This window comes from Rhodanobacter sp. FDAARGOS 1247, from assembly GCF_016889805.1.
Taxonomy (GTDB): Bacteria; Pseudomonadota; Gammaproteobacteria; order Xanthomonadales; family Rhodanobacteraceae; genus Rhodanobacter.
On sequence record NZ_CP069535.1, the window covers coordinates 3,497,846 to 3,524,077 of the forward strand.

The following is a 26,232-nucleotide window of genomic DNA, read 5'->3' on the forward strand; positions in this document are numbered from 1 at the left end:
TACGCGTCCCGGCGAATCCACGCCGCGCGAACGCGGCCGAACGAGGCCTCCATCGAAGCTTCATCGTGACTTCTGCCGCACGACGCGCAGTCACGCTCGCCTCTAAGCTCACCCATCGGCCATCGCGTTGTCCCCACATCGCCGTGGCTCCAGTCCATGCATTTCTGAAACCCCTCGGAGATCTGGCGTGTTCCTCATCCTAGACGGCACCGGGCCCCAGTACGCCCAACTTTCGCGAGCCATGAAGGCAGCGATCCTCGACGGTCGCATCGGCATCGGCTCGCGCCTCGCTCCCACGCGCGAGCTGGCCCAGGAACTCGGGCTCTCGCGGACCACCGTGCTGGCTGCCTACGAGCAGTTGCGCGCGGAAGGTTTCATCGACGCCAGGGTCGGATCGGGCAGCTACGTGGCGCACCTGCAGACCACGCGCACGGCGCGTCCGCTCGAGCGCTCGATCACTCCGCCATCGCGTTATGCGCATCGCGCGCGACGGGTGCAGGACAGGACCATTGCGCAGCTGCACAGCGGCTTGCGCTACAACCTGCAGTACGGCAACCCGCTGGTGAATCCCGCGCTCAGCGAGACCTGGGGGCGCGAACTGGCGCGCGCCGCGGCCTACACGCCCACCAGCGACATCCGCGCGCAGGGTTCGCCGGCCCTGCGCGAACAGGTGTGCGCCTACCTGGCACGCCACCGCGGCGTGCGGGCGCTGCCCGAGAACGTGCTGATCGTCAGCGGCGCCCAGCAGGCCTTTTCGCTCACCGCCCGGGTGTTATTGAACGAGGGCGATCCGGTGGCGCTGGAAGACCCCCATTATTTCGGCGCCTACCAGGCCCTCGGGGCGCATGGCGCCCGCATCTGTTCCGTGCCGGTCGACCACGAAGGCCTGATCTGCGAGGCGTTGCCCGTGCCGGCGCCGGCGCTGGTCTGCGTCACGCCTTCGCACCAGTTTCCCAGTGGTGCCGTGATGTCGCTGCGGCGACGACTGGAACTGCTGCACTACGCCGACACGCACAAGAGCTGGGTCCTGGAGGACGACTACGACGGCGAGTTCCGCTACGACAGCCGCCCGCTGGCTGCGCTGCGGTCGCTGGACCAGGGCGACCGGGTGATCCACGTCGGCAGCTTTTCCAAGACGCTGTTCGGCAGCCTGCGCCTTGCCTACATGGTGCTGCCCGTCGCCTTGCGGGACGATTTCATCAACGCGAAATATCTCAGCGACTTCTCCTGCCCCGGGATCGAGCAGGCGGCACTGGCGCATTTCATGGAAAGCGGTGGTTTCGAACGGCACCTGCGGCAGGCGCGCAAGGAGCTCAAGGGGCGTCGCGAAGAACTCATCCGCGGCTTGCACCGACACGCCGGCGACCGGGTGGACATCGTCGACTCCCCGGCCGGCATGCACGTGGTCGTGTGGCTTCGCGGCTACGACGAAGCACAGGCACAGGAACTCATCGAACTGGCCCACTCGCAGGGCCTGGGCCTGTATCCGATGGCGCCGCACTACGCGTCCGCCCAGGCACGCCCGGGGCTGCTGCTGGGCTATTGCGGCCTGTCCGCGCAGGAATTGCATGACGCGATGCAACTGTTCGGCCATTGCCTGGACGAGATGGAAGAGCGGATGGCGCTGCGACCGGCGCGACGCCGCTGCCAGGGCGGCTGATCGAACCTGCCCCCGTCCTGCCGGCGACGAGCCAGCGCGCCCGCGATCAAGCCGGTGCGGCGCATGCAGTAAGCTTTCCGCTCCGCTGCCGACTCTGTCCCATCCATGCACCCACGCACCACGATCACCCCGCAACTGCGCGACTGGATTCTGACCACGACGCGGGACGGCCACAGCGTGACTGAAGTGTTGCGGCTGATGAAGGACAACGGTTACGACCCGCGCCAGAGCCGCAGCATCGTCGCCGAGGTGTTGAAGCTGCCCTTGGCGGCGCTGAATGCGCCGGCACCGGGCGCGACGCCCCGCGGCTTGCGCACGAGACATCCCGAAGCGCCTGAAGTCGATGTCGACGGACATCTGGTCGGCATTTCGCTCAGTGTGGAGAACCCCACGCTGCGCGTGCTGGAAAACCTGCTCGCCGCGGAAGAATGCGACGAGCTGATCGCGCTGGCGCAACCTCGGCTCAAGCGCGCGCTGACGGTGGCCAGCGACGGCAGCAACCAGGTCGACCAGCGCCGCACCAGCGAGGGGATGTTCTTCACCTTGAACGAGCTGCCGCTGGTGGGCCGGATCGAGCAACGCCTGGCCACCCTGCTGGGCATGCCGGTCAGTCACGGCGAAGGGCTGCAGATCCTGCACTACCTGCCCGGCCAGGAATACGAACCGCACTTCGACTGGTTCGACCCGCGGCAGCCGGGCTACGACACCATCACCGCGGTGGGCGGTCAGCGCGTCGCCAGCGTGGTGATGTATCTGAACACGCCGGCACAAGGCGGCGGCACGGCCTTCCCGGAACTGGGCCTCACCGTCACCGCACGGCGTGGTGCCGCCGTGTACTTCGCCTACGAGGGCGGCGACCAGCAATCCCTGCATGCCGGCCTGCCGGTGCAGCGGGGGGAAAAGTGGATCGCCACCAAATGGCTGCGCGAACGCCCCTACGGACACTCGCACACGGCCTGAACGCCCGGCCCGGGGGCCGGCGTGCGTTGCTGCGGCGCAGCAGCGTTTGGCGTATCCTTGCAGACCTTCTTTCCTCAATCTTCACCAAGGACTGTCCATGGGTCTGCATCTCGTACCCGCCGGCCGCAACGTGCCGGACGAAATCAACGTCATCATCGAAATCCCCAAGGACGCCGAGCCGGTCAAGTACGAAGTGGACAAGGAAAGCGGCGCGATCTTCGTCGACCGCATCCTCTCCACGCCGATGCGTTACCCGTGCAACTACGGCTACGTGCCGGGCACCCTGGGTGGTGACGGCGACCCGCTGGACGCGCTGGTGATCCTGCCGCTGCCGCTGACCGTGGGTTCGGTGATCCGCTGCCACCCGGTCGGCATGCTGCAGATGTCCGACGAAGCGGGCAGCGACGAGAAGCTGGTGGTGATCCCGTCGCCCAAGGTGTTCCCGGGCTACGCGCACATCAACGACATGAAGGGCGTCTCGCCGCACTGGCTGGAGCGCATCGGCCACTTCTTCGAGCACTACAAGGATCTGGAGAAGGGCAAGTGGGTCAAGATCGAGGGCTGGGCCGGCGCCACCGAGGCCAAGGCCGAGATCGTCGCGGGCGTCGAGCGTTACAAGGCCAGCAAGGCCTGATCATCCGACGGACCAACGGCGCGCCCGCTTCGCGTGGCGCGCCGTTTTCGTGTCCGCCACCCGCAGGAATCAACCGCGCTTGAGCAGCTCGCGCAGGTCGATCAGGGCCGCGTTCGCCCGCGACACGTAGTTCGCCATCACCAGCGAATGGTTGGCGAAGAAGCCGAACGGCGAACCGTTCAGCACCATCGGGCTGTGCAGCGGACGCTGCGCTTCCTCCAGTTCGCGGATCACCTGCTCCAGGCTCACGTCGGCGTGCTTGGAACGCAGGATCGGGCCGAAGTCCTGCTGGAACGCCTTGAGCTGTTCGAGCAGGGTCGAGGTGTAGCCGCGCGCCTCGTAGAAGTTGTCGTCGATCTTCGTCCACGGCGTCTTCACCAGCCGGCCGCCACCGGGCGCAGCGACCGTGCTGGCCGCCGCCGGCTCGTCCGCCGAGGCCACGTCGCCGATGCGGATCTGTCCCACGCTGGCCGACAGCCGCTGCGACAGCGAACCCAGCCGCGACGAGACCAGCTGCAGGTAGTCGGCCAGGTTGTCCGCGCGCGCGTAGAAGTGCGCGTTGCTGTCGTCGGCGTCGCCGAGCCGGCCCAGATAGCCGTCCAGATGTCTGATCGCCTTGCGGTACTGGCTCTCCGAACTGGGCAGCAGCCAGCGGTCGTTCGGGCTGTTGAGCAGCGGGTCGGCCTCGGCCAGGTCCTTGTCCTCGGTCGACTGCGTCTGCGAACGGCTGAAGTCGTTGCGCAACGCGCGCACCAGGTCGCGCGAGGCGGTCAGCGAGCCGAATTCCCAATTGGGCACGTTGTCCATCAGCACGCCGGGCGGCAGCTTGTCGTTGCTGAGGTAGCCGCCGCGCTTGTCCAGCAGCGTGTGCACCGAGGTGATCAGGGTGACCGTGGTGGTGGCGCCGACGCTGACCGGCCGCTTCAGTTCCTGCATCTGCGCCCGGGTCACCGTCACCGGATCGAACAGCGCAGGCTCGCTGTCCCACCACCACATCAGCGCGCCCACGAACAGCAGCACCAGCGCGCACAGCGCCAGGATGGCGCGGCGGATGCCGTGGCGTGGCGGGTTCGAGGTGTCCTGGGTCTGCATCGGGCAACTCCTGCGGGGAATGGGCAAAGCTTACAGGCTCATCGTTCCCACGGCGGCTGCGCGCCCAGCCGCTCGGCCAGAAAGTCGACGAAGGCGCGCACCCGCGGCGGCACCAGCCGGCGCTGCGGCATCACCGCGTGGATGCCGGTGGTGGCGATCGCATGGTCCGGCAGCACGACCTGCAGTCGGCCGTCGCGCAGTTGCTGGTGCACGTGCCAGACCGAATGCATCGCGATGCCGAGCCCGGCCACCACCGCGTCGCGCAGCAGTTCGCCCTGGTTGGTCTCGAAGCGGCCCTGCACGCGCTGCGCGACGGCGCGGCCCTTGCGGTCGCGGAAATGCCAGGTGTCCTGCCGACCCCGGCTGCCGACCAGCAGCAGGCAATCGTGGTTCAAAAGATCGGCCGGCGTGCGCGGTACGCCGTGGCGCTGCAGGTAGCCCGGCGACGCGCACAGCACGCGCCGGTTGGTCGCCAGCTGGCGCGCCACCAGGCCGGAGTCGTCCAGTGCACCAACCCGGATGCCGAGGTCGAAACCGGAACCGACCAGGTCCACGATCTGGTCGTCGAGATTCACGCTGAGCTTCAGCCGCGGATGCAGGGCGAGGAATTCCGGCAGCAGCGGCGAAATGTACTGGCTGCCGAACGCCGCCGACATGGTCACCCGCAAGGTGCCGCTGACTTCGCTGGCGCCCTGGCGCAGGCCGCCGGTCAGCGCCTCCAGGTCCTCCACCAGCGCGCGCCCCTGCTCGGCCAGCTGCATGCCCTCGGGCGTGGCGTGCAACCGGCGGGTGGTCCGGTGCAGCAGGCGCACGCCCAGTTCGCGCTCCAGCCGCTTCAGCCGCTGGCTGGCCACCGCCACCGACAGGTCGAGGCTGCGCGCGGCGGCGCTGATCGAACCCAGGTCGAGCACGCGCAGGAACAGGCCGAGATCGCCGATGCGGTCCATGACTATCAACCGTTCATTGATAATGATTAGCCATCTTGGTGGTTTTTGCAGAAAAGGCAAATCCCTAGGCTGGCGCATCGTTTCTTCAGGACTGTCGCCATGCGCTCCCCTTCCGTCCGGCCACGCACCCCGCTGGCGCTGTACGCGCTGACCGCCGGCGCGTTCGGCATCGGCACCACCGAATTCGTGATCATGGGCCTGCTGCTGCAGGTCTCCGCCGACCTGCACGTCGGCATCGCCGCCGCCGGCCTGCTGATCTCCGGCTATGCACTGGGCGTGTTCGTCGGCGCGCCGCTGTTGACCGCGGCCACCAGCCGGCTGCCGCACAAGACCGCGCTGATCGCCCTGATGATCATCTTCACCCTGGGCAACCTGGCCAGCGCGCTGGCGCCGAGCTACACCGTGCTGATGATTGCGCGGGTGCTCACCTCGCTGGCCCACGGCACGTTCTTCGGCGTCGGCGCGGTGGTGGCGACCGGGCTGGTGGCGGAGGATCGCAAGGCCTCGGCGATCTCGATCATGTTCACCGGCCTCACCGTGGCGACCCTGCTCGGCGTGCCGGCCGGCGCCTGGCTGGGCCTGCACCATGGCTGGCGCGCCACGTTCTGGGCGGTGACCGCGATCGGCGTGCTGGCCACGATCATCATCGCCACGCTGGTACCGGCCGATCGCGGGGGACACGCGCCGATGAAGTTCGCCGAGGAGCTGAAAGGCATCGCGCATCCGCAAGTATTGCTGGGCCTGCTGATGACCGTACTCGGCTTCGCCGGCGTGTTCGCGGTGTTCACCTATATCCAGCCGATCCTGACCCGCATCACCGGCTTTGCCGACAGCGCGGTGTCGCCGATCCTGCTGGTGTTCGGCGGCGGCATGGTGGTCGGCAACCTGCTCGGCGGCCGTCTCGCCGACAGGCGGCTGATGGCGACCCTGCTGGGTTCGCTGGTCGCGCTGGCGGTCGTGCTGGGCACGATGACCTTGGCCCTGCACAGCAAGCCGGCGATGATCGCGTTTGCCGCGGTGTTCGGCATCGCCGGGTTCGCCACCGTGGCGCCGCTGCAGCTGCGGGTGCTGCAGAAGGCCAGCGGCGGTGGCGTGCTGGCGTCGAGCTTCAATATCGCCGCGTTCAACCTCGGCAACGCGATCGGCGCGTGGCTGGGCGGCGCGGTGATCAGCCACGGACCGGGCCTGGGCGCGGTGACCTGGGTGGCGGCGACCTTGCCGCTGCTCGGCCTGATCGTGGCGCTGTACAGCATGCGGCTGGATCGCGCCCACGCTTCCCGTGTCGCGCCCCGCGCCGCCGGCCTCGAAGCATCCTGCTGAAACCGCGTTCGCGCCAGCGCAAACTCTTTCCCGTCCCCTGCCCGAAGTCCGGAGCTCCCATGAAAGCCGTCGCCCTCACCCGTTATCTGCCGATCGACGATCCGCAATCGCTGATCGATGTCGAGTTGTCCACGCCCGTGCCCGGCGAGCACGACCTGCTGGTGCGGATCGAAGCCGTATCGGTGAACCCGGTCGACACCAAGGTCCGCTCGCCGAAGCCGCAGGTGGAAGCGCAGCCGAAGGTGCTTGGCTATGACGCCGCCGGCACGGTCGAGGCGGTCGGCGCGGCGGTGACCGGCTTTCGGCCGGGCGATCGCGTGTACTACGCCGGTGACGTCACCCGGGCTGGCAGCAACGCGCAGTACCAGCTGGTGGATGCACGGCTGGTCGGCCACGTGCCGCCATCGGTAGAACTGGCCGACGCCGCGGCCTTGCCGCTGACCGTGCTCACGGCCTGGGAGCTGCTGTTCCAGCGCATGCCGTTCGACAGCGAGCACGGCGGCGAAGGAAAGTCCCTGTTGATCATCGGTGGCGCCGGCGGAGTAGGCTCCATCGCGATCCAGCTGGCCCGACGCGCGGGCTTCACCGTGATCGCCAGCGCCTCGCGCGCCGAAACCATCGACTGGTGCCGCACGATGGGCGCGCAGCACGTGGTCAACCATCGCGAGCCGCTGGCCGCGCAACTGCAGGCGCTGGGTTTCTCCCAGGTCGATGCGGTGCTCAACCTCGCCGACACCGACCGCTACTGGTCCGTCATCGGCGATCTGCTGGCGCCGCAAGGTCACGTGGGGCTGATCGTGGAACCGGTCGGCGCGCTGAAGATCGGCGATCCGTACAAGGCCAAGTGCATCGGCATCCACTGGGAAATGATGTTCGCGCGTGCCCGCTACAAGACGGACGACCAGGCCGAACAGGGGCGCATCCTCGAACGCGTGGCAACCCTGCTCGCCAGCGGTGAACTGCGTGGCACGCGCACCGCCACCCTGACGCCCATCCATGCCGCCAACCTGCGCGAGGCGCATCGCCAGCTGGAATCCGGCAGCACGATCGGCAAGCTGGTGCTGGCCGGCTGGTAAAAATGAAGCAGGGTGGCGGCGGCCACCCTGCTTCCTGTTCTACCCACACTTTTGATCGAGGGATTTCCTGGCCTTTCGACAGGACTATCTCGACGAAACGGGCTTGGCCGGCTCACCTTTCTTGCCGAAATCCTCCATCAGGGTCTTCATGTCCTCGGCGTGCTCTTCCTCCATCGCCAGGATGCCTTCCAGCATGCGCTTGGTGGTGGTGTCCTGGTCACCCACGTAGTTGATGATTTCCCGATAGCTGTCGATGGCGATGCGTTCGGCGACGAGGTTTTCCTCGATCATCGCCGCCAGTTCCTCGGGCACCACGAACTCGGCATGGCTGCGAGTGGAAAGGCCATCCGGCGAGAAATCGGGTTTGCCATCGAGCTGGGTGATGCGCTCGGCGATCAGGTCCGCGTGACCTTGCTCCTCGTTGGCGTGTTCGAGGAATTCGGCGGCCACGCTCTTGGCGTTGATGCCGGAGGCAAGATAGTGGTGGGCCTTGTAGCGCAACACGCAGACGAGTTCGGTGGCCAGCGCCTCGTTGAGCAGCTTCAGCACCGTTTCCCGATCCAGCGTGTAGCTGTCGGTGACCGCGCCGCGCTGCATGTGTTCCCGCGCGCGTCGCCGGATCGTCTCGATGTCGGAAAGAAACTGCGTGGATTTCGACGGCGTGGACTTCGACTGGGTGGCCATGAAATATCCCTTGCGTGGACGGATTCAGACCAGTCTAGTCACCCGGTGTGGCGGTGGCGTCAACGCCACCGCCAGCTCGCCCGCCACTCAGGCCATGGACGAATCACGCGGCAGGTAGGCGCGCAGGAACATGTCGACACCGGCCCGAGCGGTGGCTTCGATTTCTGCGGCATAGCTTTCGGGACAATCCGTGCAACCGAACATCTGGCGCATCATCAGGTTGCCCTTGATCAGGCTGAGGAATTGCGTGCAGGCGCGTGGCACGTCGGCGATATCCAGCTGGCCGGCGTCGACCGCCTGCTGCAACAACCGCTCCATCAGTCCATGCGTGCGCGCGGCACCTTCTTCCCAGATCAGCTTGCCGTAGCGCGGATTGCCCTGACGGCAATCACTGAGGATGGCGCGAAACGTGCCCACGGTCTCCACGTTGCAGTCGAGGTGGGCATGGATCAGCGCCACCCTCAGCAAGGTCTCGCGGATGTCCGCATGGGGGTCGAAGGCATAGGTTTCTTCCGGCAGCAGATCCTCGATGCGCGAACGGATCACTTCGCGGAACAGGTTGTCCTTGTCGCCGAAGTGGCTGTACACCGTGAGCTTGGATACCCCGGCATCGGCGGCGATCGCATCCATGCTGGTGCCGGCGAAGGCATTGCGGATGAACAGCGCCTTCGCCGCGACCAGAATGGCCGCACGCTTCTCCATGTCCTTCGGACGACCGGGACCCTGGGCTCTGATTTGCGCGCTGCTGCTCATGCCTCCACCTTCACAAACGGGGTTCATCGCTTTATTATACGCCCCGGTTCATTTATTTTCCAGAACAGGCACCGGCGCCAGTTCCCGTGTCGAACGCACGCGTGCATCAGGTGACGTGCGTCAACCGCTTCCGATGACTTCCGGCACTTCGTGGCCCGCCGCGCAACCGGCAGGCTGTGACCGTCGGAGCGTGTCATTGTGGGAGCGCGCGCTAGCGCTTATCCTTTTTGACCTTTTTCGATCCGCATGGGACACGAGCAGATGGCGATGAATATCGAGCAGGCGCGACTCAACATGGTGGAAAACCAGGTGCGCCCGTGGGAAGTCCTGGACGCCCGCGTGCTGGACGTGATCGCCCGCGTGCGCCGCGAGGATTTCGTCGCCGCCGAACATCGCCAGCTCGCCTTCGCCGACCTGTGCCTGCCGCTGGGCCACAACGAAGTGATGATGAAGCCGGTGGTGGAAGGCCGCGTGCTGCAGGCGCTGGAACTGCAGGGTACCGAGCACGTGCTGGAAATCGGCACCGGCTCGGGGTTCCTCACCGCCTGCCTGGCCGGCTTGTCGGCGCATGTCACCAGCGTCGACATCCATGCGGACTTCACGGCGGCCGCCGGTCAACGCCTGCAGGCCGCCGGCGTTTCCAACGCTGACCTGGTCACCGGCGAAGCCGTGAACGGGTGGCAGCCCGACGGCTTGTTCGACGGGCTGGTGGTGACTGGTGCGGTGCATGCGATACCGCCGCGCTGGCTGACCTGGCTCAAGCCCGGCGGTCGCGCCCTGGTGATCCGCGGTGAATCGCCGGTGCAGCATGCCACCCTGCTCATGCACGAGGGCGCCGGTCGCTACCGCGAAGAGGCCCTGTTCGAAACCGATCTTCCCTACCTGAGTCACGCCGAGCCGCCGCCGCGGTTCGTGTTCTGAGCTCATCCCCGAATCGATACCCACGAGGCAACTCATGCGTTTGAAGCTGCTCACTCTTGCACTGGCCCTGGCCGCCATCTCGCTGCCCAGCCACGGCGAGGACTTGCTGGACGCCTACCGTGAAGCCCGCAACAACGACCCAGTGCTGTCGCAGGCCGATGCCAGCAGGCTGGCGACCGGTGAAGGCGTGACCCAGGCCCGCGCGTCGCTGCTGCCGCAGATCGGCGCCAGCATGAGCCTGAACCAGACCAATGGTGGCGGCCAGATCGGCCACAGCCGCTCGCGCACGATCAACGGCACCTTGAGCCAGAGCGTGCTGGACTTCAGCAAGTACGCCAACCTCAAGGCCGCCCACTCGGCTTCCGAGGCCCAGGACGAGCTGTACGCATCCGCCGGGCAGCAACTCTACGTGCGCGTGGTGGCCGCCTACTTCGGCGTGCTGACCAGCGAGGATGGCCTCACCTACGCCAAGGCCAACGAGGACGCGTTCCGCCAGCAGTACGAGCAGTCCGACCAGCGCTTCAAGGTCGGCCTTTCGGCGATCACCGACGTCTACCAGGCCAAGGCGTATTACGAAGCGGCGAAGTCGCAGACGATCGCCGCGCAGAACACCCTCAATGATTCCCGCGAGGCGCTGGCCCAGATCACCGGCAAGCCCACCGGCGACCTGAAGAAGCTGCGCGACGACCTGCCGATGCAGCCGCCGTCCCCGGCCGACCAGGACGCCTGGGTCAAGCAGGCGCTGGAAACCAATCCCGACCTGCTCGCCCAGAAGAGCAACGTGGAAACCGCCCAGCACAACATCAGCGCGGCGCGGGCGGCGCATCTGCCCACGATCACCGCCGGCGTGTCCTACGGCAAGGGAGCCGGCTGGTCCGAAGGCAATGCCGCGGCCCGCTATCGCGACCCCGCCTCGACCACGATCGGACTGACCCTCAACGTGCCGATCTTCTCCGGCGGTGCCACGCAGTCACTCGTGCGCCAGTCGATCTACCAGCGCGACGGCGCCGCCGACGCGCTGGAAGCGCAGCGTCGCCAGGTCGTGCGCGACACGCTCAACTACTATCGTTCGGTGATCGCCGGCATCGCCCAGGTCGAATCGGCGAAGGCTTCGGTGGAATCGGGCCGCAAGGCGCTGGAAGCGACCCGCGCCGGGTTCGAGGTCGGCACCCAGACGATGACCAACGTGCTGCTGGCGATCCAGACCCTGACCTCGTCGGAGAGCAGCTACTCGCAGGCGCGGCACCAGTTCATCCTCAACAAGCTGCTGCTCAAGCAGACCGCCGGCACCGCCGACGTGAAGGACATCGAGCAGATCAACGCGTTGCTGCAGTAAACCGCGGCGCCACGTTTCACGGAACGGCCGGGCATGTCCCGGCCGTTCCGTTTCCGGACGGACGATCCGTCATTCCTGCAGCATGCCATCGATCAGTTGCATGACCCGCTGCACCGCCCCGCGCTCTCGTTCGAACACGCCCTGGGCATCGCGACCCATGCGTTCGCGGCTGGCCGCATCCAGCAACAGCCGCAGCACGTCGGGGCCCAGTTGCGCGGTGCCGGTCACGCGCATCGCGCCACCCTGCTCGATCAGGCTGCGGGTGATCTCGTCGAAATTGAAGGTGTGTGGCCCGACCAGCACCGGCACCGACAGGGCTGCCGGCTCCAGCACGTTGTGGCCGCCGATCGGCACCAGGCTGCCGCCGACGAAGGCCACGTCGGAACCGGCGAAGAACGGCATCAGCTGGCCCATCGCGTCGATCACGAAGACCTGGTGCGAGGACGACGGCACGCCTTCGAGACCGCGCGTGGCCACCGTGAAACCCAGGCTGCGCACCGAGTGCTCGACCAGCCGGAACCGTTCGGGATGGCGTGGCGCCAGCAGCAGCAGCGCATCGGGCAGTCGCTTGAGCACCTGCAGGTGCGCCTCAAGCACCGCCTGCTCTTCGCCCTCGTGCGTGCTCGCCGCCATCCACACCGGGCGACGCGGCCCCCACTGCTCGCGCATGCCGGCGGCCAGCTCCACCGCGCCATCGGGTATGGGCATGTCGAACTTCATGTTGCCGGTGACCAGCACCTGTTGCGGATCGGCACCGAGCAGGCGATAACGCGCCGCATCGGTGCGTGACTGCGCGGCGATCAGGGTCACGCAACGCAAGGCGGATCGCAGCAGCCCGCGCAGCGGCCGGTAGCCGCGCAGCGAACGCTCGGACAATCGCGCATTGACGATCATCAGCGGAATGCCGCGGCGGCGACAGGCGAAGTAGAGGTTGGGCCAGATCTCCGTCTCGACGATCAGCGCCAGCCGTGGCCGGATCTTCTTCAGGAAACGGCTCACCGCGTACGGCAGGTCGTACGGCAGATAGACATGGAACACGCTGTCGCCGAACAACTGCTGCACGCGCGCCGTGCCGGTCGGAGTCACCGTGGTGACCACCAGTTGCGCCCTGGGGTAATCGCGTTGCAGTGCCTTGATCAGGGGCTCGGCGGCATTCACCTCGCCCACCGACACCGCGTGCACCCACAGGCTGCCGTTGAAGCCCGGCGTCCTGAAGAACCCGAAGCGCTCCGGCCAGCGCTGGTGGTAAGGCCGCGAACGCACCCCGCGCGCCAGCAGCCGCAGCACCAGCAACGGCGTGACCAGGAACATCGCCAGTGTGTAGAGATAGCGCAATGGCACGACTCGTGGTGTTGACGCGGCAGTATACGAGAGCGGGAACGAGGCCACGCGGGACAGCCGTCCGCGATCCACTACAATGCCCACGATGCCCGGCATGTCCCGTCCCGCCTTCCACCGTTCGCTGCTCGCACCTCGCCACTGGCCGGCGTGGCTGGGCGTGGCCACGATCTGGCTGATCGCACGACTGCCGCAATCCGTGCTGATGTGGCTGGGCCGTCGCCTCGGCGCCCTGGTGCTGCGCATTCCTTCGGCGCGAAAGCGCATCGCCGCAGCCAACCTCGCCCTGTGTTTCCCCGAACTCGACGCCGACGCCCGGGCACGCCTGGTCGACGCCAACCTGCGCGACATCGGCCTGATGCTGGTGGAGTTCGCGCTGGGCTGGATGGGCAGCGACCGGCGCATCGCGGCGATCCCCACCCGCATCGAGGGACTGGAGCATCTGGAAACGGCGCGGGCGGAAGGTCGGGGCGTGCTGCTGGTGGGCGGACATTTCTCGCATCTGGAGTTGTGCGCGCGACTGGTCTCGCAGCGCATCCGCATCGCCGGCATGTATCGGCGGATGGACTCGACCGTGTTCGAGTGGGCGGTGCTGCGCGCGCGACTGGATTACGCCGACGCCATGTTCGACAAGGACGACATCCGCGGCACGGTGAAATACCTGCGCAACGGCGGCACCCTCTGGTACGCGCCGGACCAGGACATGCGCAGCAAGGACACCGTGTTTGCGCCGTTCTTCGGCGTGCCGGCGGCCACCATCACCGCCACCCATCACCTGGCGCGGATGTCCGGCGCGAAGGTGATTCCGTTCTTCCATCGCCGCCTGCCCGGCAACCAGGGCTACGTCCTGCGCCTGGGCACGCCGCTCGAAGACTTCCCGGGACCCGCTGCGGAAGCCGACACCGCACGCGTCAATGCCTGCATCGAACAGATGGTGCGCGAGGCGCCCGAGCAGTACCTGTGGGTGCACAAGCGCTTCAAGACCCGGCCGCCGGGCGCGCCTGCGATCTACTGATCGTCGCCGGTGCCCTGCTTCGAACGCCGCTGCTCGAGCTCGTACAGCTTCGCGTACTTCAGGAACGCGTAGAACGCGTGGATGCGGGCGGCGATGAAGCCGGCCCAGCCGGAACGCCAATGGCCGCGCAGCAGGTAGTAGCGCAGGAAGGCCACCGTCGGATACGCCACCATGCGCAGTCGCAACCCGCCGACCCGGCGCCTGGCCAGGTCGGGCAGCTGCAGGCTGGAATAGCGATCAGCCTTGCCCACGCGTCCGCTGATGTCGGGCTCGCCGTGGTGATCGATGACGACATCGAGCACCCCGATCGCGCCGTCCACCTGCACCTCCTCGTGCACTTCATGGCCGCTCATGCGGGCATGTCGTCGATCGAACAGGCGCACGTAGTGGTTGAGCCGCGCCCGTCGCGATTGCCAGCGCCAGAACTGCCACTCGCGCCGCCACAACTGGTATCCCGCGCAGGTCGGCGCCAGCAGCGCCTGCTGCAGCGGCGCGATCGACGCTTCGTCCAGCGACTCGTCCGAATCGAGCAGCAGCACCCAGCGATGGCTGGCCAGATCAATCGCCGCCTGCTTTTGCGCGCTGTATCCGGCAAACGGCTGCGTGTGGATACGCGCACCGTAGCGGGCTGCGATCGCCATGCCGGCGTCGGTGGAACCGGAGTCCAGCACCACGATCTCGTCCGCCCAGCTCACGCCGCGCAGGCAGGCGTCCAGCGTGGCGGCGCTGTTGAACGTGGTCACCACCACCGACAACGGCTCACGCCCCATCATGGCCCTCCCGGGGGAACCGCTTCTTTGAGGAGTCCGGCAGGGACGCCGGCAACGAACAAACTGGCACACCACAGACCGAGCAACCAGGCGAACAGCAGCCCCCACCAGGCCGAATAGAAGGCCAGATGGGTGTTCAGCGGAAACAGCATCACGCCCAAGGCCAGGCTCACCGGGAACGCGCGCTCCCGCGCTGCCGCACCCACGCTGCGCCACGCCCGCCATGCCAGCACGACGCCGGCCAGCCACAGCAGCAGGCCGATCGAACCGGTCTCGGTAAGTATCTCGAGCACCAGCTGGTGGGCATGACAGGCACCTTCGCCGACGCCGCAGGCTTCGGTCGATACCACGAAATGATCATTCGCCGGGGCGTACTGCGGATACGCATAACGATAGCCACGCACACCCACGCCGTTGAGCGGATGCGCGGCGAACATCTCGACGCTGGCGTGCCAGATGTCGAGGCGGCCGCTGAGCGCGGCGTCCAGCGACTGGTCGGTGCCGTGCAGGGCCAGCAGGGTGCGATCGATGCGGTCATGGAAACGCGTCGAAGTCTTCCAGGCCAGTCCCCCGGCCAGCGCCAGCAGCAGCGCCGCCACCGCGCAGAAGCCGGCAAAGCGCAGCGGCGATTTCGTCTCGCGCCAGGCAAAGCCCAGCGCCACCAGCATGTAGCACAGCCATGCGGCGCGCGCACCGGCCAGCAGGATCGGGCCCAGGATCAGGGCAAAGGCGAGCAGCAGACCCGGCAAGCCCCAGCGTCGTCGCGCGGTCCACAGCGCAAACGGCGACAGCACCGCCAGGGTCGGTCCCAACTTGAGGTTGTCCGCACCGAAGATGCCGGAGACGCGCTCGGCCTCCGCCTGGCCGCCAAGGCTCCAGCCGGTCAGCGCCTGCACCCAGGCGTCCAGACACCACAGCGCCAATACCCAGGCCACCGCCACATACAGGGCCTGCAGCTTGCTTTCGCGGCGGATCGCAAAACACGCGTACAAACCCAGCGGCGCGTAGCGCAACAGCGCGGCCACCGTGCTCCAGCTCTTGCCCGGCCGGACCGCATCGAGCGCGGAGCACAGCGCCGCCCCGACGTAGGCCGCCAGCAGCCAGAGCAGCAGGCGTGCCCCCGCGTGCTGCTGCAAGGCCTGCGGATCGCGGGCGAACAGCATGATCACGCCGAGCAGGCACAACACGGTGCCCAGCTCGGAACTGCGCCCGAACGGCAGCAGCGCGACCACCAGCCAGAATGGCAGCAGTGGCGAGCGCAACGCGCCCTTGAGTGAGGTGCCGAACGAATTCATGCGTGGGCCGGATGACTGCGATCCCGCATTGTAGGCGAGCCGCCGCAGCCAATCCGCACGCCCGCGGCGGCCTGATCAGGACGCGGCGATTTCGTCGTACAGGGCGAGCGTGGCCTGCTGCATGTCGCCCAGGCGATAGCTCTGCAGCGGCGAGATCGGCGGCGCCACCCGCAGCAATTCGGCGGCGCGCTCCACCAACCGCTCGCGGTCACCGGGAGGCACCCGGCCGGCGGGGTACAACTCGGCCAGCAATTCGCCGACGCCGCCATGGGCGTAGCCCAGCACCGGACGGCACAGCGACAGCGCCTCGACCACGGTGCGGCCGAACGATTCGGGCCGGTTCGACAGCTGCAGCACCAGCGCGGAAATCGCGTAGATGTCGCGCACGTCGTCGCGCGGCGGGCTCAGCACCACCTGCGAGGTCACGCCGCGCAAGCGGATCAGTTCCTGCAGCTCGGCCACGTAGGCCTCGCGGCCGGGTTCGGTCACCCCCAGCAGCAACAGGCGCGCCTCGATACCCCGCCGCTTCAGGTCAGCCAGCAGCTCGATCGCGTCATGGTGCCCCTTCAGGCGCGTGCCACGACCCGGCAGGGTCAGCAGGGGTGCGCCGGTCAGCGCGGGAAACTCGGCAAGAAAGGCCTTCCGCCAGGCGTCATCGGGCCGGTGGCCATAGGGAAACGCCTGCGGATCGATGCCCCGCGGAATCACCTTGACCCGGCCCGGCTCCAGCCAGCGGTAGTGGCTCAGCACGTAGTCGCGCAAGGTCTGCGACACCGCCACCACGCGCTCGCCGCGCAACAGGATCGCACTGTAACGCCCCGGCGAATTGAGCCCGTGCACGGTGGTGAGGAAATGCGGTCGCGGCGTCATGCCCTTCAGTGCCCACCAGCCCATCCAGGCCGGCAGCCGCGATCGGGCGTGCACGATGTCCGGCTTCAGTTCGCGCAGCAGGCGCCGCAAGGCGCCCAGATGGCCCAGCGTGGACAGCGACTTGCGGCCAATGTCCAGCGTGACGTGCTCGCTGCCTTCGGCCTTCAATTGCTCGACCAGCCGGCCGCCCGCCGAGATCACCACCGAGCGATGGCCAGCCTGCACCAGCGCGCGGGCGATCTCCAGCGCTGACCGCTCGGCGCCACCGGAATGCAGCGCAGGGATCAACTGGACCACGGTCAGCAGCTTGGCGGGCACGGCAATGCTGGACATGAGCTCGGGGCTGGCGGCTTTCATTCCATAAAGGCAAGCAAGAACAATGCCGCCGAAGGGTATGACTGGCCCGAAAGCTCAGTCCCGCAGCACGTAACAGGCGCCACAGTAGGCACAGGTTGACTCGCCGCCATCGTCGACGATCGGCAGGTAGACCTTCGGGTGCGAGTTCCACAGTTCCATGCCGGGCATGGGACAGGACAGCGGCAGGTCCGCGCGCGTCACTTCATAACGATTTTCGGCATTTGCCGGCACCATCGGCGCCGCCGCAGAGCGGGGGGATGACATCAGTGAACTCCAGACTGGACATCAGGCCGCAAATGGTAGCAGGCTGCAGCCTTCTGTCGGGGGACAGCAGGGGTACCCAGGGAAGCCGGACGCAGCTCCCAGCCGTGAGGCTGCGGTGGCGGTCCTCATCACGTGAGCACTCATCCACGACCCGGCGTTTCGCGCCGGGCCCACTGCAACGAGTTCGGGAGCTGACCATGGATTCAGGAAAGATCATTGCACGCGTCAAGGCCATACTGACCACGCCGAAGACCGAGTGGCCCGTGGCCGCCGCCGAACCGGCCACGGTGAACAGCCTGTTCACCGGCTACATCCTCATCCTCGCCGCCCTGCCCGCGGTGGCAGCCTTCATCAAGGGCAGCCTGATCGGCACCAGCGCATTCGGCATCACCGTGCGCGACTCGATCGGTGGCGGCATCACCCGCATGGTGCTGGGCTACCTGCTGTCGCTGGTCGTGGTTTACCTGATGGCGCTGATCATCAACGCGCTGGCACCCACCTTCGGCGGCCAGAAGGACATGGTGCAGGCCCTCAAGACCGTGGCCTATGCGTGGACCGCCAGCTGGATTGCGGGCATCGCCGTGATCGTTCCCTGGCTGGGCTGGCTGGTTGCGCTCGCCGGCGCGATCTATGGCGTGTACCTGCTCTACCTCGGCCTGCCGCAGACGATGAAATGTCCGACCGAAAAATCGGCCGGCTACACCGCGGTCAGCGTGATCATCGCCTTCGTGCTGAGCTGGATCGTCGGCGCCATCGTGATCGGCGTGGTCGGCACCGCCGCGTTCACCGGCGCGGCGATGGGCGGCATGCATGTCACCGGCAGCAACGGCGACAGCGTCACCATCGACGGCAACAGCGCGATGGGGCAGCTGGCCGCGATGGGCAAGCGCGCCGAACAGGCCAGCAAGGACATGGAAGCCGCGCAGAAATCCGGCGACAGCGCCGCGCAATCCGCCGCGATGGGCAAGATGATGGGTGCGATGGCCGGCACCAACGGCAACGTCGAGGCGCTGGCACCGGACCAGATCAAGGCCTTCCTGCCCGACAGCCTGGGCAACCTCAAGCGCAGCAGCCTGTCGGCCCAGCGCAACAAGGCGATGGGCATGCAGATCTCCCAGGCCAGCGCCGACTATTCCGCCGACAGCGGCCAGCACCTCACGCTGGAAGTCTCCGATACCGGCGGCGCCAAGGGGCTGATGTCGCTGGCCAGCGCGATGGCGCCGGAGGAGGAAAAGCAGACCGAGCACGGCTACGAGAAGACCTACAGCGCCGGCGGCAACCTGGTCCACGAGGCCTGGGACACCCAGTCGAAATACGGCGAGTACAGCGTGGTGGTCGGCAAGCGCTTCACCGTGAAGGCCAACGGCAACGTCGACAGCATCGACCAGTTGAAACAGGCGGTCGCCAGCGTCGACCTGGGCAAGCTGGAGTCGCTGAAGGACGCCGGCGTCAAGGCGAACTGACCCACTCGTCCAGACATGAAAAAGCCGCGCCGTCACCGGCGCGGCTTTTTTGTGTTCGCGCAGACTTACTTCTTCTTCGGCACCGAACCTTCGGTGGTGATGCGGATGGCGAGTTCGTCGCTGACGTTCGGCACATAGGCGCCGACGCCGAAGTCCGAACGCTTGATGCTGGCGGTGGCGTCGAAGCCGATCGACAGCGCCTTGCTCATCGGATGCGGGCCGATCTTGTTCAGCGTCGCGTCCAGCACCACTGGCCTGGTCACGCCGTGCACGGTGAGGTTGCCGGTCACCTTGAACTTGTTGCCGCCCAGCGGCTGCACCGCCGTGCTCTTGAAAGTCACCACCGGGTACTTGTCGGCATCGAGGAAGTCCGGCTTCTTCAGGTGCTCGTCCAGCGCCGCCACGTGGGTGTCGAGACGGGCCAGCGGCAGGGTCACTTCCACGCTGGAATTGGCCGGATGCTGTTCGTCGAACACCACGGTGCCCTCGCCCAGGCCGAGGTCGGCGGTGGGGTTGGAGTAGCCGAAGTGGTTCCAGCTGAACAGGACCATGGTGTGGCTCGGGTCGAGCTGGTAGGTGACCGGGGCGGCCTGGACCGACACGGCGGCGCCGAGCAGGCCGGCGAAAGCGAGGCATTTCAGTGCACGCATGGGTAAGCTCCTGTGAATGGTGGAAGTGTGGGTCAGGCGAACGTGCCGGCTTCGTCGAGCGCCAGGCGGGGGCGACGCCCGAACAGGTTGCGGCTGGCCTCGGAAAGCCACCCGCACATCGCTATCCTGTGGCGGGGCGCGCCCGAAGTGACGCTATCCTGCCAGTGTATAGGCGGCTGCAGGCGAACGGTCCACCCATGGGAAGAACGTAGAGTGGTCATTCGGGAAACAGTGACGGAGCCTGCAGCCTCATGCTGAACCCGCATGGCGAATGCTGGGTGATCACCGACACGGCCGCCGGCAACCAGCGGCAGGCGCTGGCGCTGGCGGAGTATCTGGGCATGCCCATGCGTCACCTGGTGCTGCAGCCGCGGGCGCCGTGGTCATGGCTGGCGCCGAAACTGGAACTCGGCGGGCGGCTGGCCCTGTCCGCCCGCCAGCGCCGCCTGTTCGCGCCGCCCTGGCCGACCGTGGCGATCGGCTGCGGCCGGGCGGCCGCCCTGTTCACCCGCATGCTGCGCCGCCTGTCCGACGGACAGTGCTACACCGTGCAGATCCTGGACCCGCGGATCGATCCCGCCCACTGGGACACCGTCGTCGCGCCCCGTCATGACCGGCTCGACGGCCCCAACGTGCTGCAGCCACTGGGCTCGCTGAATCCGGTCGACGACGAATGGCTGGCCGACGGCCGCGATGCCTGCCCCGGCTTCGCCGAGCTGCCGCAACCGCGGGTCGGCGTCCTGCTCGGCGGCTCACGCCAGGGCATCACGCTGGACGGCGACTATGCGCGCCAGCTGTCGACGCGACTGCTCGAACGCCAGCGTGGCGAAGGCGGCAGCCTGCTGGTGCTCGGTTCGCGGCGCACCTCGCCCGTGCTGGTCGAAGTGTTCCGCCGCAGCCTGCGCGACGTGCCCGGCCTGGTCTGGGCCGGACCCGACGACGGCCGCAACCCCTATCCGGGCGTGCTCGGCTGGGCCGACCGGCTGGTGGTCACTCCCGATTCGGTGAACATGCTTTCCGAAGCCTGCGCCGTGGGCTGCCCGGTCCAGACTTTCGTGGCCGCGCCGTTGCCGGCGAAGATCGAGCGTTTCCATCACGCCCTGCGCGAGGCCGGGCTGCTGCACGACCTGGACGGCCCGACCGTTCGTCCACCGCCGCCACTGCGCGAGACCGCCGACATCGCCGCCGACTTGCGCCAGCACATCGCCGCCCGACAACGCGACGCATCGACGGCATAACACCACGCCGGGCTGGCTACGCCGTCCGAAAGGAAGCGCACACACATGGATACCGTGAAGCACCCCGAGAGTTGGACTGCTGCCTGGATCGTCACCGCCGTCTACATCGCCATCGGCTTCGTGCTGGCGGTCGTGTTGCCCGACACCGTCGTCGCCGAGGCATGGATTCCCTTCGACACCCGCCTTGCCCGCTCGCTGGCCGCCGCTTCCACCGACCCGCATCGCGTGCGGCTGTACTGGGCGTGGATGCCGATGCTGTTTCCCTGCGCACTGGCCGCGTTGGCGGTAACTGCACCGGTCAGGCTGAATTCGCGCGCCGCCGACAAGGAGGCCTCGATCCTCATCCTGGTCATCAGCTTCCTGCTGTTCGGCTACGTCGGCACGCCCGGGATCGTGTACCTGGTGCTGAGCATGGACGTGACGTCCGCTTCGTCGTCGCATCGAATGGACCGGATGATCCTCGGCATGAGTCGCGGCCGGCTGGGCCTGTTCTGGGGCGGCAGCTGGCTGACCACGGCAACGCTGATGCTGGCCTGGCTTTCCTACGTCGCCATTCCCGTCAGCTACTTCAAGCTGCTGAAACTCCACCGCGACAATCGCGCCTGAGCGGAAAGCTCAAAAGGCGAACCCCAGCGCATCGGTGACCTCGCGGACACTGCCGCACAGCTGCGCCAGTTCCGCATCGCGAGGCGCGATGCGCGAGCGCAGGTCGAGGGTGCAGGCCAGGGCGCGTTGCAGCAGGTCGGCGTGGGCCACGGCGAGGATCGCGGCCTGGTTGTTGTCGAGCAGGCCGGCGCCGCGGCAGGCCTCGATCAGGCCCGCGTTGGCGGTGACCCCCAGCAGTGACGGCTGCTGCGCCGCATGCGCCAGCACCAGTCCCTGCAAGGCGAACTCGATGTCGAGCAGGCCGCCGTGGCCCTGCTTCAGGTCAAACTGGCGCTCGTCGGAGCGGTCGCGTTCGGCACGCCAGCGCTGGCGCATGCTGCCGACCTCGGCCAGCACGGTGGCGCGTTCGCGCGGCACCGCCAGGATGCTGCGTCGTACCTCGGCCAGCTGCGCGTTGAGCGCCGCGTCGCCGGCCATCGGCCGCGCGCGCAGCAGCGCCTGGTGTTCCCAGGTCCACGCACGACTCTGCTGATAGGCCACGAACGCATCCAGGCTGCTGACCAGCAGCCCCTTGGAGCCATCCGGCCGCAGCCGCGTGTCGACTTCGTACAGGCGCCCGCCGCGGGTCAGCACGGTGAGCCAGTTCATCGCCCGCTGGGCCAGCCGCTGGTACCAGCGCGAACCTTCGATCGGCCGCGCGCCGTCGCTCATCGCCTGGGCGCGTCGGCCGTCGTAGACGAACACCAGGTCCAGGTCCGAGGCGAAACCGAGCTCCTCGCCGCCGAGGCTGCCGTAGCCCAGCACCGAGAAGCCCGAACCTTCGCCGCGCAGCCGGCCGTGCTGCGCCACCAGCTCGCGCTCGGCCAGGGCCAGCACCGCGCCCACCACCGACTCGGCCAGCGCGGCGAGCCGGCGCGCGGTGGCCACCGCGTCGGCGCGGCCGTCGTTGAACGCCAGACCCAGCCGGAAGGCGGTCGACGCCTTGAACTCGTTGACCCGTTCCAGTTCCGCCTCGGCCTCGCGTTCCTCCAGCGTGCCCAGCACGCGGACGATCTCGGCGGCGATGTCGGCACGCTTGAACGGCAGTTGGTCGATGCGCGGATCGAGCACGTCGTCCAGCAGCAGCGGTTGCGCGATCACCCGTTCGGCCAGGAAGGCGCTGTCGGCGAATAGCCGCACCAGCCGGCGCCGCGCGGCCGGCTGCTCCTCCAGCAGGGCCAGGTAGGACGAACGCCGCGCCACTGCCTGCATCAGGCGGACCAGCCGCAGCAGACTGGCCACCGGCGCCTTGCTGGCGCGGGCGGCCTCGAACAGCTGCGGCATCAGGTGATCGAGCCGTTCGCGCGAACGGGGCGACATCGCGCGCACCGAAGCCGCCTGCGGCAGCTTCAGCAGGGCGTCGGCCAGTTCGCTGCCGGGCACGAAGCCGGAGCTTTCCAGCACGCCGACGTCCAGCGACTCGTCGCAGGCGTGCTGCCACAGTTGCAGGTCGGCGACCGGCACGCTGGCGGCGCGGCCGCCCTGCGGCATCAGGACCGCGGCAAACTCCTCGCTGACGATGGCCCGCTGCGCCGCCAGCGCCGCCTGCAGGCTGTCCCAGTCTGGATGGTCCAGGCTCAGCGCCAGGCGCTCGCGACTGAGCGCATCGGGCGGGATGTCATGGGTCTGCGCATCGCGCAGCATCTGCACCCGGTTCTCGACGCGCCGCAGCAGCACGTAGGCCTGGCGCAGCGCCCGCGCCCGCGCGGCGGGAATGTGGCCGCGCGCCTCGCACGCGGTCAGCGCCGGCAGCAGGCCGCGCACGCGCAGGCTCGGCTCGCGGCCGCCGCGGATCAGCTGGGTCAGCTGCACGATGAACTCGATCTCGCGGATGCCGCCGGGGCCCAGTTTCAGATTGTCGGCCAGATCCTTGCGCGCCACTTCCGCATCGATCAGCGACTTCATCTCGCGCAGGCCGGCGAACGCGGTGTAGTCGAGGTACTTGCGGTAGACGAACGGCCGCAGCAATTCCTGCAACTGCTTGCCGGCGGCACGATCGCCGGCGACCGGGCGTGCCTTGATCCACGCGTAGCGTTCCCAGTCGCGACCTTCGCTCTGGTAGTACTGCTCCATCGCGGCGAACGACAAGGCCAGCCGGCCGGCGTTGCCGAACGGGCGCAGGCGCATGTCGACCCGGGCGCAGATGCCGTCCATGGTCGGCTCGTTGAGCAGGCGCACCAGCTGGCGGCCCAGCCGCACGAAGTATTCGCTGTTGTCCAGCGGCCGCGCGCCGTCGGTGTGGCCGCCGTGCGGGTAGGCGAACACCAGGTCGATGTCCGAGGAAAAGTTCAGCTCCGACCCGCCCAGCTTGCCGAAGCCGATCACCAGCAGGCGTTGCAACGCGCCCTCGGGGTTGCGGCTGTGGCCGTAGCGCGCGGCCAGCATGCGCTCGGACCAGCCCAATGCCAGTTCAAGCAGCACCTCGTACAACACGCTGGTCGCCGACAGGGTTTCCGGCAGCTCGTCCAGCCCGTTGGCATCGCGGAACACCAGCCGCAATGCCTCGGCGTGGCGGAAGCGGCGCAGCGCGACCATGCACCCGGCCTCGTCCTCCGGCAGCTTCAGCGCCTCGACGCGCGCACTGGCATCGCTGCCCGAGCGCAGGCGCTCCAGCCCGGCCGGCGCCAGCAACTGCGGCTGGCGACACCAGGTGTCGAAGGCGAAATCGCTGGCCAGCAGGGTGCGCCGGATACGCTCGGCCACGCCGGCGTCGTCGTGCAGCGGCACGCCGGCCGCACGGCAGCGACTGGCGAGTTCGCCGTAACGGTCATCGATCAGTGCGCGCAGTGCGGGGCTTGCCGGATGGGTCATCCGGGCATTGTGCCGCATGGCGGGCAGCTGCCGGCAGCTGAGCACCGCTTGAACAAGCCCTCGACAAGCCGGACACTCGCCGGCCACGCCTACTCCTTGTTCATCTGGCCGCCATTACATTGGCGCGTCCAGACCATGACAGAAAACGCAGGACTGCCATGCCGCCACTTGCTTCCCCGCCCGTTTCCCGTCGGCGAGCGATCGCTTCCCGGGTCGCGCTGCTGTTGCTGCTGGCCCTGGCCTTCGTGCTGCTGACCGGGTGGGTGGACGGTGGCGTCGGCGTGACCCCTCTGCGCATCTTCGACCAGGCACGTTACCCGCTGGCCAACGCCTTGCCGGGCCTGCTGCTGGCGGCGCTGCTGCTGGCGATCAGCCGGCGCGCATGGCTTTCGTTCGCGCTGGCGTTCCTGTTGCAGGGCCTGCTGTACGCGGTGAACGTGCTCAAGGTGGCCAACCTCGGCACGCCGCTGTTGCCGGACGACTTCCGCATCGTGGGGCAGTTGCACAAGGGCGGCATGCACCTGTTGTCGGGCTATCTGCCGCACAGCGCGTGGCCGTACCTCGGCCTGCTCGCCGCGGTGATCGCGATCGTGGTGGCGTGGCGACTGGAACCGCCGTTGTTCGAACGCCGCCCGCGGCTGCCGCGCGCGCTCGGTGGCGGCGCGGCGGCGCTGGCACTGCTCACGATGCTGGTCGGCCTGCAGGCGTGGACGAAGATCTACAACGCGAAGACCTTGTGGCTGGAGCCGTGGTCGGCCATTTCCACCACCACCCATTCCGGCCTGGTCAGCTCGCTGATGCTGTTCCACCTGCAATACGGCAAGGGTGCGCACAAGCCGGACCCGATCACGGCCAGCCGTCTGATCAACCAGTCCGCGCCGGCACTGCTGCAGTCCATGCAGGCGGCGACACCGGCGGCGGCCGACCTGCCGGACGTGGTGGTGGTGCAAAGCGAGTCGTTCTTCGACCCGACCATCATGCGCGGCTACGAGCACAGCAACTTCGCGCCCAATCTGCGCCGGCTGGCTGCGCACGGCATCAGCGGCAAGCTGCACGTGCCCACTTTTGGTGGCGGCACCATCCGCACCGAGTTCGAATTCCTCACCGGCCTGTCGCTGCGCTATTTCGACAACCTGCAGTTCCCCTATCTGCAGATGAGTCACCAGGCACTGCCGGGACTGGTCCGCACGCTGAGCCGGCACGGCTATTCGACGCTGGCGCTGCACGGCAACGACCCGGCGTTCTGGAACCGCACCACCGCGTTCAAGGCGATCGGCTTCGATCGCTTCGTGTCGCAGTCGTCGTTCCCGCCCGGCGCGCCCAACGACGGCAAGTACATGGCCGACAGCGCGATGACCGACGAGATCATGACCCAGCTGAAGGATCAGGGCCCGCCGCAGTTCATCTTCGCCATCAGCATCGAGGCGCACGGCCCGTACGACGTCGAGCCCACCCATGTCGCCGAGCGCGACGCGATCCCGGTGCCCGCCGGCATCACCGGCCGCGACAAGCTGGAGCTGCAGAACTACCTGTATCACCTCAAGCATGCCGATGCCGAGTTGGGACGCCTGGTGAAGCTGCTGGCGGCGCGCGAGCGTCCCAGCGTGGTGGTGTTCTATGGCGATCACCTGCCGGCGTTGAGCAACAGCTACCAGATCACCGGCTTCGTCGACGGCGGCGACATGCTGAGCCAGGCCGGTGTGTGGCTGCTGGTCGATCCGAAGCACCCGGGCAAGCGCAGCACGGCCGACACCGCCTCCTGGCTGCTGCCCGGCAAGCTGCTGGCGCACATCGGCATCCACGACGATCCGTACTTCGCGCTGACCGAACTGGTCGGCCCGCCGCTGGCCTCGCTCACCGAGGCGCCCGGCGCAACGCCGTTGCCCGAGGGTGACGACCTGCAACAACTCGACAAGGCCATGGCCAGCGTCGAACAGCTGCGCATGAGCAACAAGCTGGACAGCCTGCTGCCGCAGCCCGCAGCGGCGCCCGCGCCTGGCGAGATCGTCCACAACGCCGCACCACCGGCACCACGGCCGGCATCCGCCGCGCAGTGACGCGAACAGTGGCACCCTTGCCCCGGGCTCGCCGTTCAGCGAGCTGTCCGACGACTGAAGAACGCGACACGGTATT

The 26,232-nt window shown here is 67.8% G+C and carries 23 protein-coding genes; 12 read left to right on the forward strand and 11 right to left on the reverse strand.

The genetic code is table 11. The features are described 5' to 3' along the window. Positions 1-187 precede the first annotated feature (187 nt). From I6J77_RS15905 to ppa, 3 genes are all read left to right on the forward strand, one after another. Positions 188-1,660 carry a PLP-dependent aminotransferase family protein gene (locus I6J77_RS15905; RefSeq protein WP_204109784.1) on the forward strand — a complete coding sequence of 491 codons (1,473 nt, stop codon included), beginning with the start codon at positions 188-190 and terminating at the stop codon, positions 1,658-1,660. Positions 1,661-1,765: 105 nt separating this feature from the next. Further along, the gene (locus I6J77_RS15910; protein WP_204109785.1) at positions 1,766-2,620 is read left to right on the forward strand and encodes a 2OG-Fe(II) oxygenase; all 855 of its coding nucleotides are present in this window, start codon (positions 1,766-1,768) and stop codon (positions 2,618-2,620) included. 97 nt (positions 2,621-2,717) lie between these two features. Next, positions 2,718-3,254, forward strand: a complete 537-nt coding sequence (gene ppa, locus I6J77_RS15915) for an inorganic diphosphatase (RefSeq protein ID WP_056768281.1) — start codon at positions 2,718-2,720, stop codon at positions 3,252-3,254. A gap of 69 nt (positions 3,255-3,323) precedes the next feature. Here ppa and I6J77_RS15920 read toward each other — a convergent pair whose 3' ends face one another. Together I6J77_RS15920 and I6J77_RS15925 are read right to left on the reverse strand one after the other, a co-directional pair. Next, positions 3,324-4,346 (reverse strand): DUF2333 family protein, encoded by a 1,023-nt coding sequence (locus tag I6J77_RS15920; RefSeq protein WP_204109786.1) that lies wholly within the window; start codon positions 4,344-4,346, stop codon positions 3,324-3,326. 38 nt (positions 4,347-4,384) lie between these two features. Further along, on the reverse strand, positions 4,385-5,293 hold the full coding sequence (locus I6J77_RS15925) for a LysR family transcriptional regulator (RefSeq protein WP_204109787.1): 909 nt from the start codon (positions 5,291-5,293) through the stop codon (positions 4,385-4,387). Between the two features lie 99 nt (positions 5,294-5,392). On the opposite strand from I6J77_RS15925, the gene I6J77_RS15930 reads away from it, so the two are divergent. Both I6J77_RS15930 and I6J77_RS15935 read left to right on the forward strand, forming a co-directional pair. Continuing rightward, positions 5,393-6,613, forward strand: coding sequence for an MFS transporter (locus I6J77_RS15930; RefSeq protein WP_204109788.1), 1,221 nt, complete (start codon positions 5,393-5,395; stop codon positions 6,611-6,613). 59 nt (positions 6,614-6,672) lie between these two features. Then, positions 6,673-7,689, forward strand: coding sequence for a zinc-binding alcohol dehydrogenase family protein (locus I6J77_RS15935; protein ID WP_204109789.1), 1,017 nt, complete (start codon positions 6,673-6,675; stop codon positions 7,687-7,689). An 84-nt stretch (positions 7,690-7,773) separates the two neighbouring features. Here I6J77_RS15935 and I6J77_RS15940 read toward each other — a convergent pair whose 3' ends face one another. Beyond that, positions 7,774-8,373 carry a bacterioferritin gene (locus I6J77_RS15940; RefSeq protein ID WP_204109790.1) on the reverse strand — a complete coding sequence of 200 codons (600 nt, stop codon included), beginning with the start codon at positions 8,371-8,373 and terminating at the stop codon, positions 7,774-7,776. Between the two features lie 87 nt (positions 8,374-8,460). Further along, positions 8,461-9,126 carry a TetR/AcrR family transcriptional regulator gene (locus I6J77_RS15945; protein WP_204109791.1) on the reverse strand — a complete coding sequence of 222 codons (666 nt, stop codon included), beginning with the start codon at positions 9,124-9,126 and terminating at the stop codon, positions 8,461-8,463. A gap of 261 nt (positions 9,127-9,387) precedes the next feature. Between I6J77_RS15945 and I6J77_RS15950 the strand changes: the two genes are divergently transcribed. Further along, positions 9,388-10,047: a protein-L-isoaspartate O-methyltransferase gene (locus I6J77_RS15950; protein ID WP_204111519.1), complete on the forward strand. Its 660-nt coding sequence runs from the start codon at positions 9,388-9,390 to the stop codon at positions 10,045-10,047. A 34-nt stretch (positions 10,048-10,081) separates the two neighbouring features. After that, the gene (locus I6J77_RS15955) at positions 10,082-11,383 is read left to right on the forward strand and encodes a TolC family outer membrane protein (protein WP_056718040.1); all 1,302 of its coding nucleotides are present in this window, start codon (positions 10,082-10,084) and stop codon (positions 11,381-11,383) included. 69 nt (positions 11,384-11,452) lie between these two features. On the opposite strand, the gene waaA is transcribed toward I6J77_RS15955, so the two are convergent. Further along, positions 11,453-12,718: a lipid IV(A) 3-deoxy-D-manno-octulosonic acid transferase gene (waaA, locus tag I6J77_RS15960; RefSeq protein WP_204109792.1), complete on the reverse strand. Its 1,266-nt coding sequence runs from the start codon at positions 12,716-12,718 to the stop codon at positions 11,453-11,455. A gap of 100 nt (positions 12,719-12,818) precedes the next feature. Between waaA and lpxL the strand changes: the two genes are divergently transcribed. Beyond that, on the forward strand, positions 12,819-13,736 hold the full coding sequence (lpxL, locus tag I6J77_RS15965) for an LpxL/LpxP family Kdo(2)-lipid IV(A) lauroyl/palmitoleoyl acyltransferase (RefSeq protein WP_239309054.1): 918 nt from the start codon (positions 12,819-12,821) through the stop codon (positions 13,734-13,736). Here the strand turns inward: lpxL and I6J77_RS15970 are convergent. The 4 genes from I6J77_RS15970 to I6J77_RS15985 all read right to left on the reverse strand — a co-directional run bounded on the left by I6J77_RS15970 (position 13,730) and on the right by I6J77_RS15985 (position 17,292). Further along, positions 13,730-14,506: a glycosyltransferase family 2 protein gene (locus I6J77_RS15970; protein WP_204111520.1), complete on the reverse strand. Its 777-nt coding sequence runs from the start codon at positions 14,504-14,506 to the stop codon at positions 13,730-13,732. The two genes, lpxL and I6J77_RS15970, sit on opposite strands and share 7 nt — an antisense overlap. Next, the gene (locus tag I6J77_RS15975) at positions 14,506-15,801 is read right to left on the reverse strand and encodes an O-antigen ligase (RefSeq protein ID WP_204109794.1); all 1,296 of its coding nucleotides are present in this window, start codon (positions 15,799-15,801) and stop codon (positions 14,506-14,508) included. Before I6J77_RS15975 ends, I6J77_RS15970 begins: the two co-directional genes overlap by 1 nt. 75 nt (positions 15,802-15,876) lie before the next feature. Beyond that, complete coding sequence (locus tag I6J77_RS15980) at positions 15,877-17,004, reverse strand: glycosyltransferase (protein ID WP_204109795.1); 1,128 nt, start codon at positions 17,002-17,004, stop codon at positions 15,877-15,879. Between the two features lie 78 nt (positions 17,005-17,082). After that, positions 17,083-17,292, reverse strand: a complete 210-nt coding sequence (locus I6J77_RS15985; RefSeq protein ID WP_204109796.1) for a zinc-finger domain-containing protein — start codon at positions 17,290-17,292, stop codon at positions 17,083-17,085. Positions 17,293-17,489: 197 nt separating this feature from the next. On the opposite strand from I6J77_RS15985, the gene I6J77_RS15990 reads away from it, so the two are divergent. Beyond that, entirely contained in the window at positions 17,490-18,755 is a 1,266-nt protein-coding gene (locus I6J77_RS15990) for a Yip1 family protein (RefSeq protein ID WP_204109797.1), read from the forward strand. A 65-nt stretch (positions 18,756-18,820) separates the two neighbouring features. Here the strand turns inward: I6J77_RS15990 and I6J77_RS15995 are convergent, their stop codons facing one another. Beyond that, positions 18,821-19,405 (reverse strand): YceI family protein, encoded by a 585-nt coding sequence (locus I6J77_RS15995; RefSeq protein ID WP_204109798.1) that lies wholly within the window; start codon positions 19,403-19,405, stop codon positions 18,821-18,823. 251 nt (positions 19,406-19,656) lie between these two features. On the opposite strand from I6J77_RS15995, the gene I6J77_RS16000 reads away from it, so the two are divergent. Together I6J77_RS16000 and I6J77_RS16005 are read left to right on the forward strand one after the other, a co-directional pair. Further along, the gene (locus tag I6J77_RS16000; RefSeq protein WP_204109799.1) at positions 19,657-20,643 is read left to right on the forward strand and encodes a mitochondrial fission ELM1 family protein; all 987 of its coding nucleotides are present in this window, start codon (positions 19,657-19,659) and stop codon (positions 20,641-20,643) included. Positions 20,644-20,688: 45 nt separating this feature from the next. Next, positions 20,689-21,249 (forward strand): hypothetical protein, encoded by a 561-nt coding sequence (locus tag I6J77_RS16005; RefSeq protein WP_204109800.1) that lies wholly within the window; start codon positions 20,689-20,691, stop codon positions 21,247-21,249. 9 nt (positions 21,250-21,258) lie between these two features. On the opposite strand, the gene glnE is transcribed toward I6J77_RS16005, so the two are convergent. Continuing rightward, complete coding sequence (glnE, locus tag I6J77_RS16010; RefSeq protein ID WP_204109801.1) at positions 21,259-24,099, reverse strand: bifunctional [glutamate--ammonia ligase]-adenylyl-L-tyrosine phosphorylase/[glutamate--ammonia-ligase] adenylyltransferase; 2,841 nt, start codon at positions 24,097-24,099, stop codon at positions 21,259-21,261. A 158-nt stretch (positions 24,100-24,257) separates the two neighbouring features. On the opposite strand from glnE, the gene I6J77_RS16015 reads away from it, so the two are divergent. Then, on the forward strand, positions 24,258-26,156 hold the full coding sequence (locus tag I6J77_RS16015; protein ID WP_204109802.1) for an LTA synthase family protein: 1,899 nt from the start codon (positions 24,258-24,260) through the stop codon (positions 26,154-26,156). Positions 26,157-26,232 lie beyond the last annotated feature (76 nt).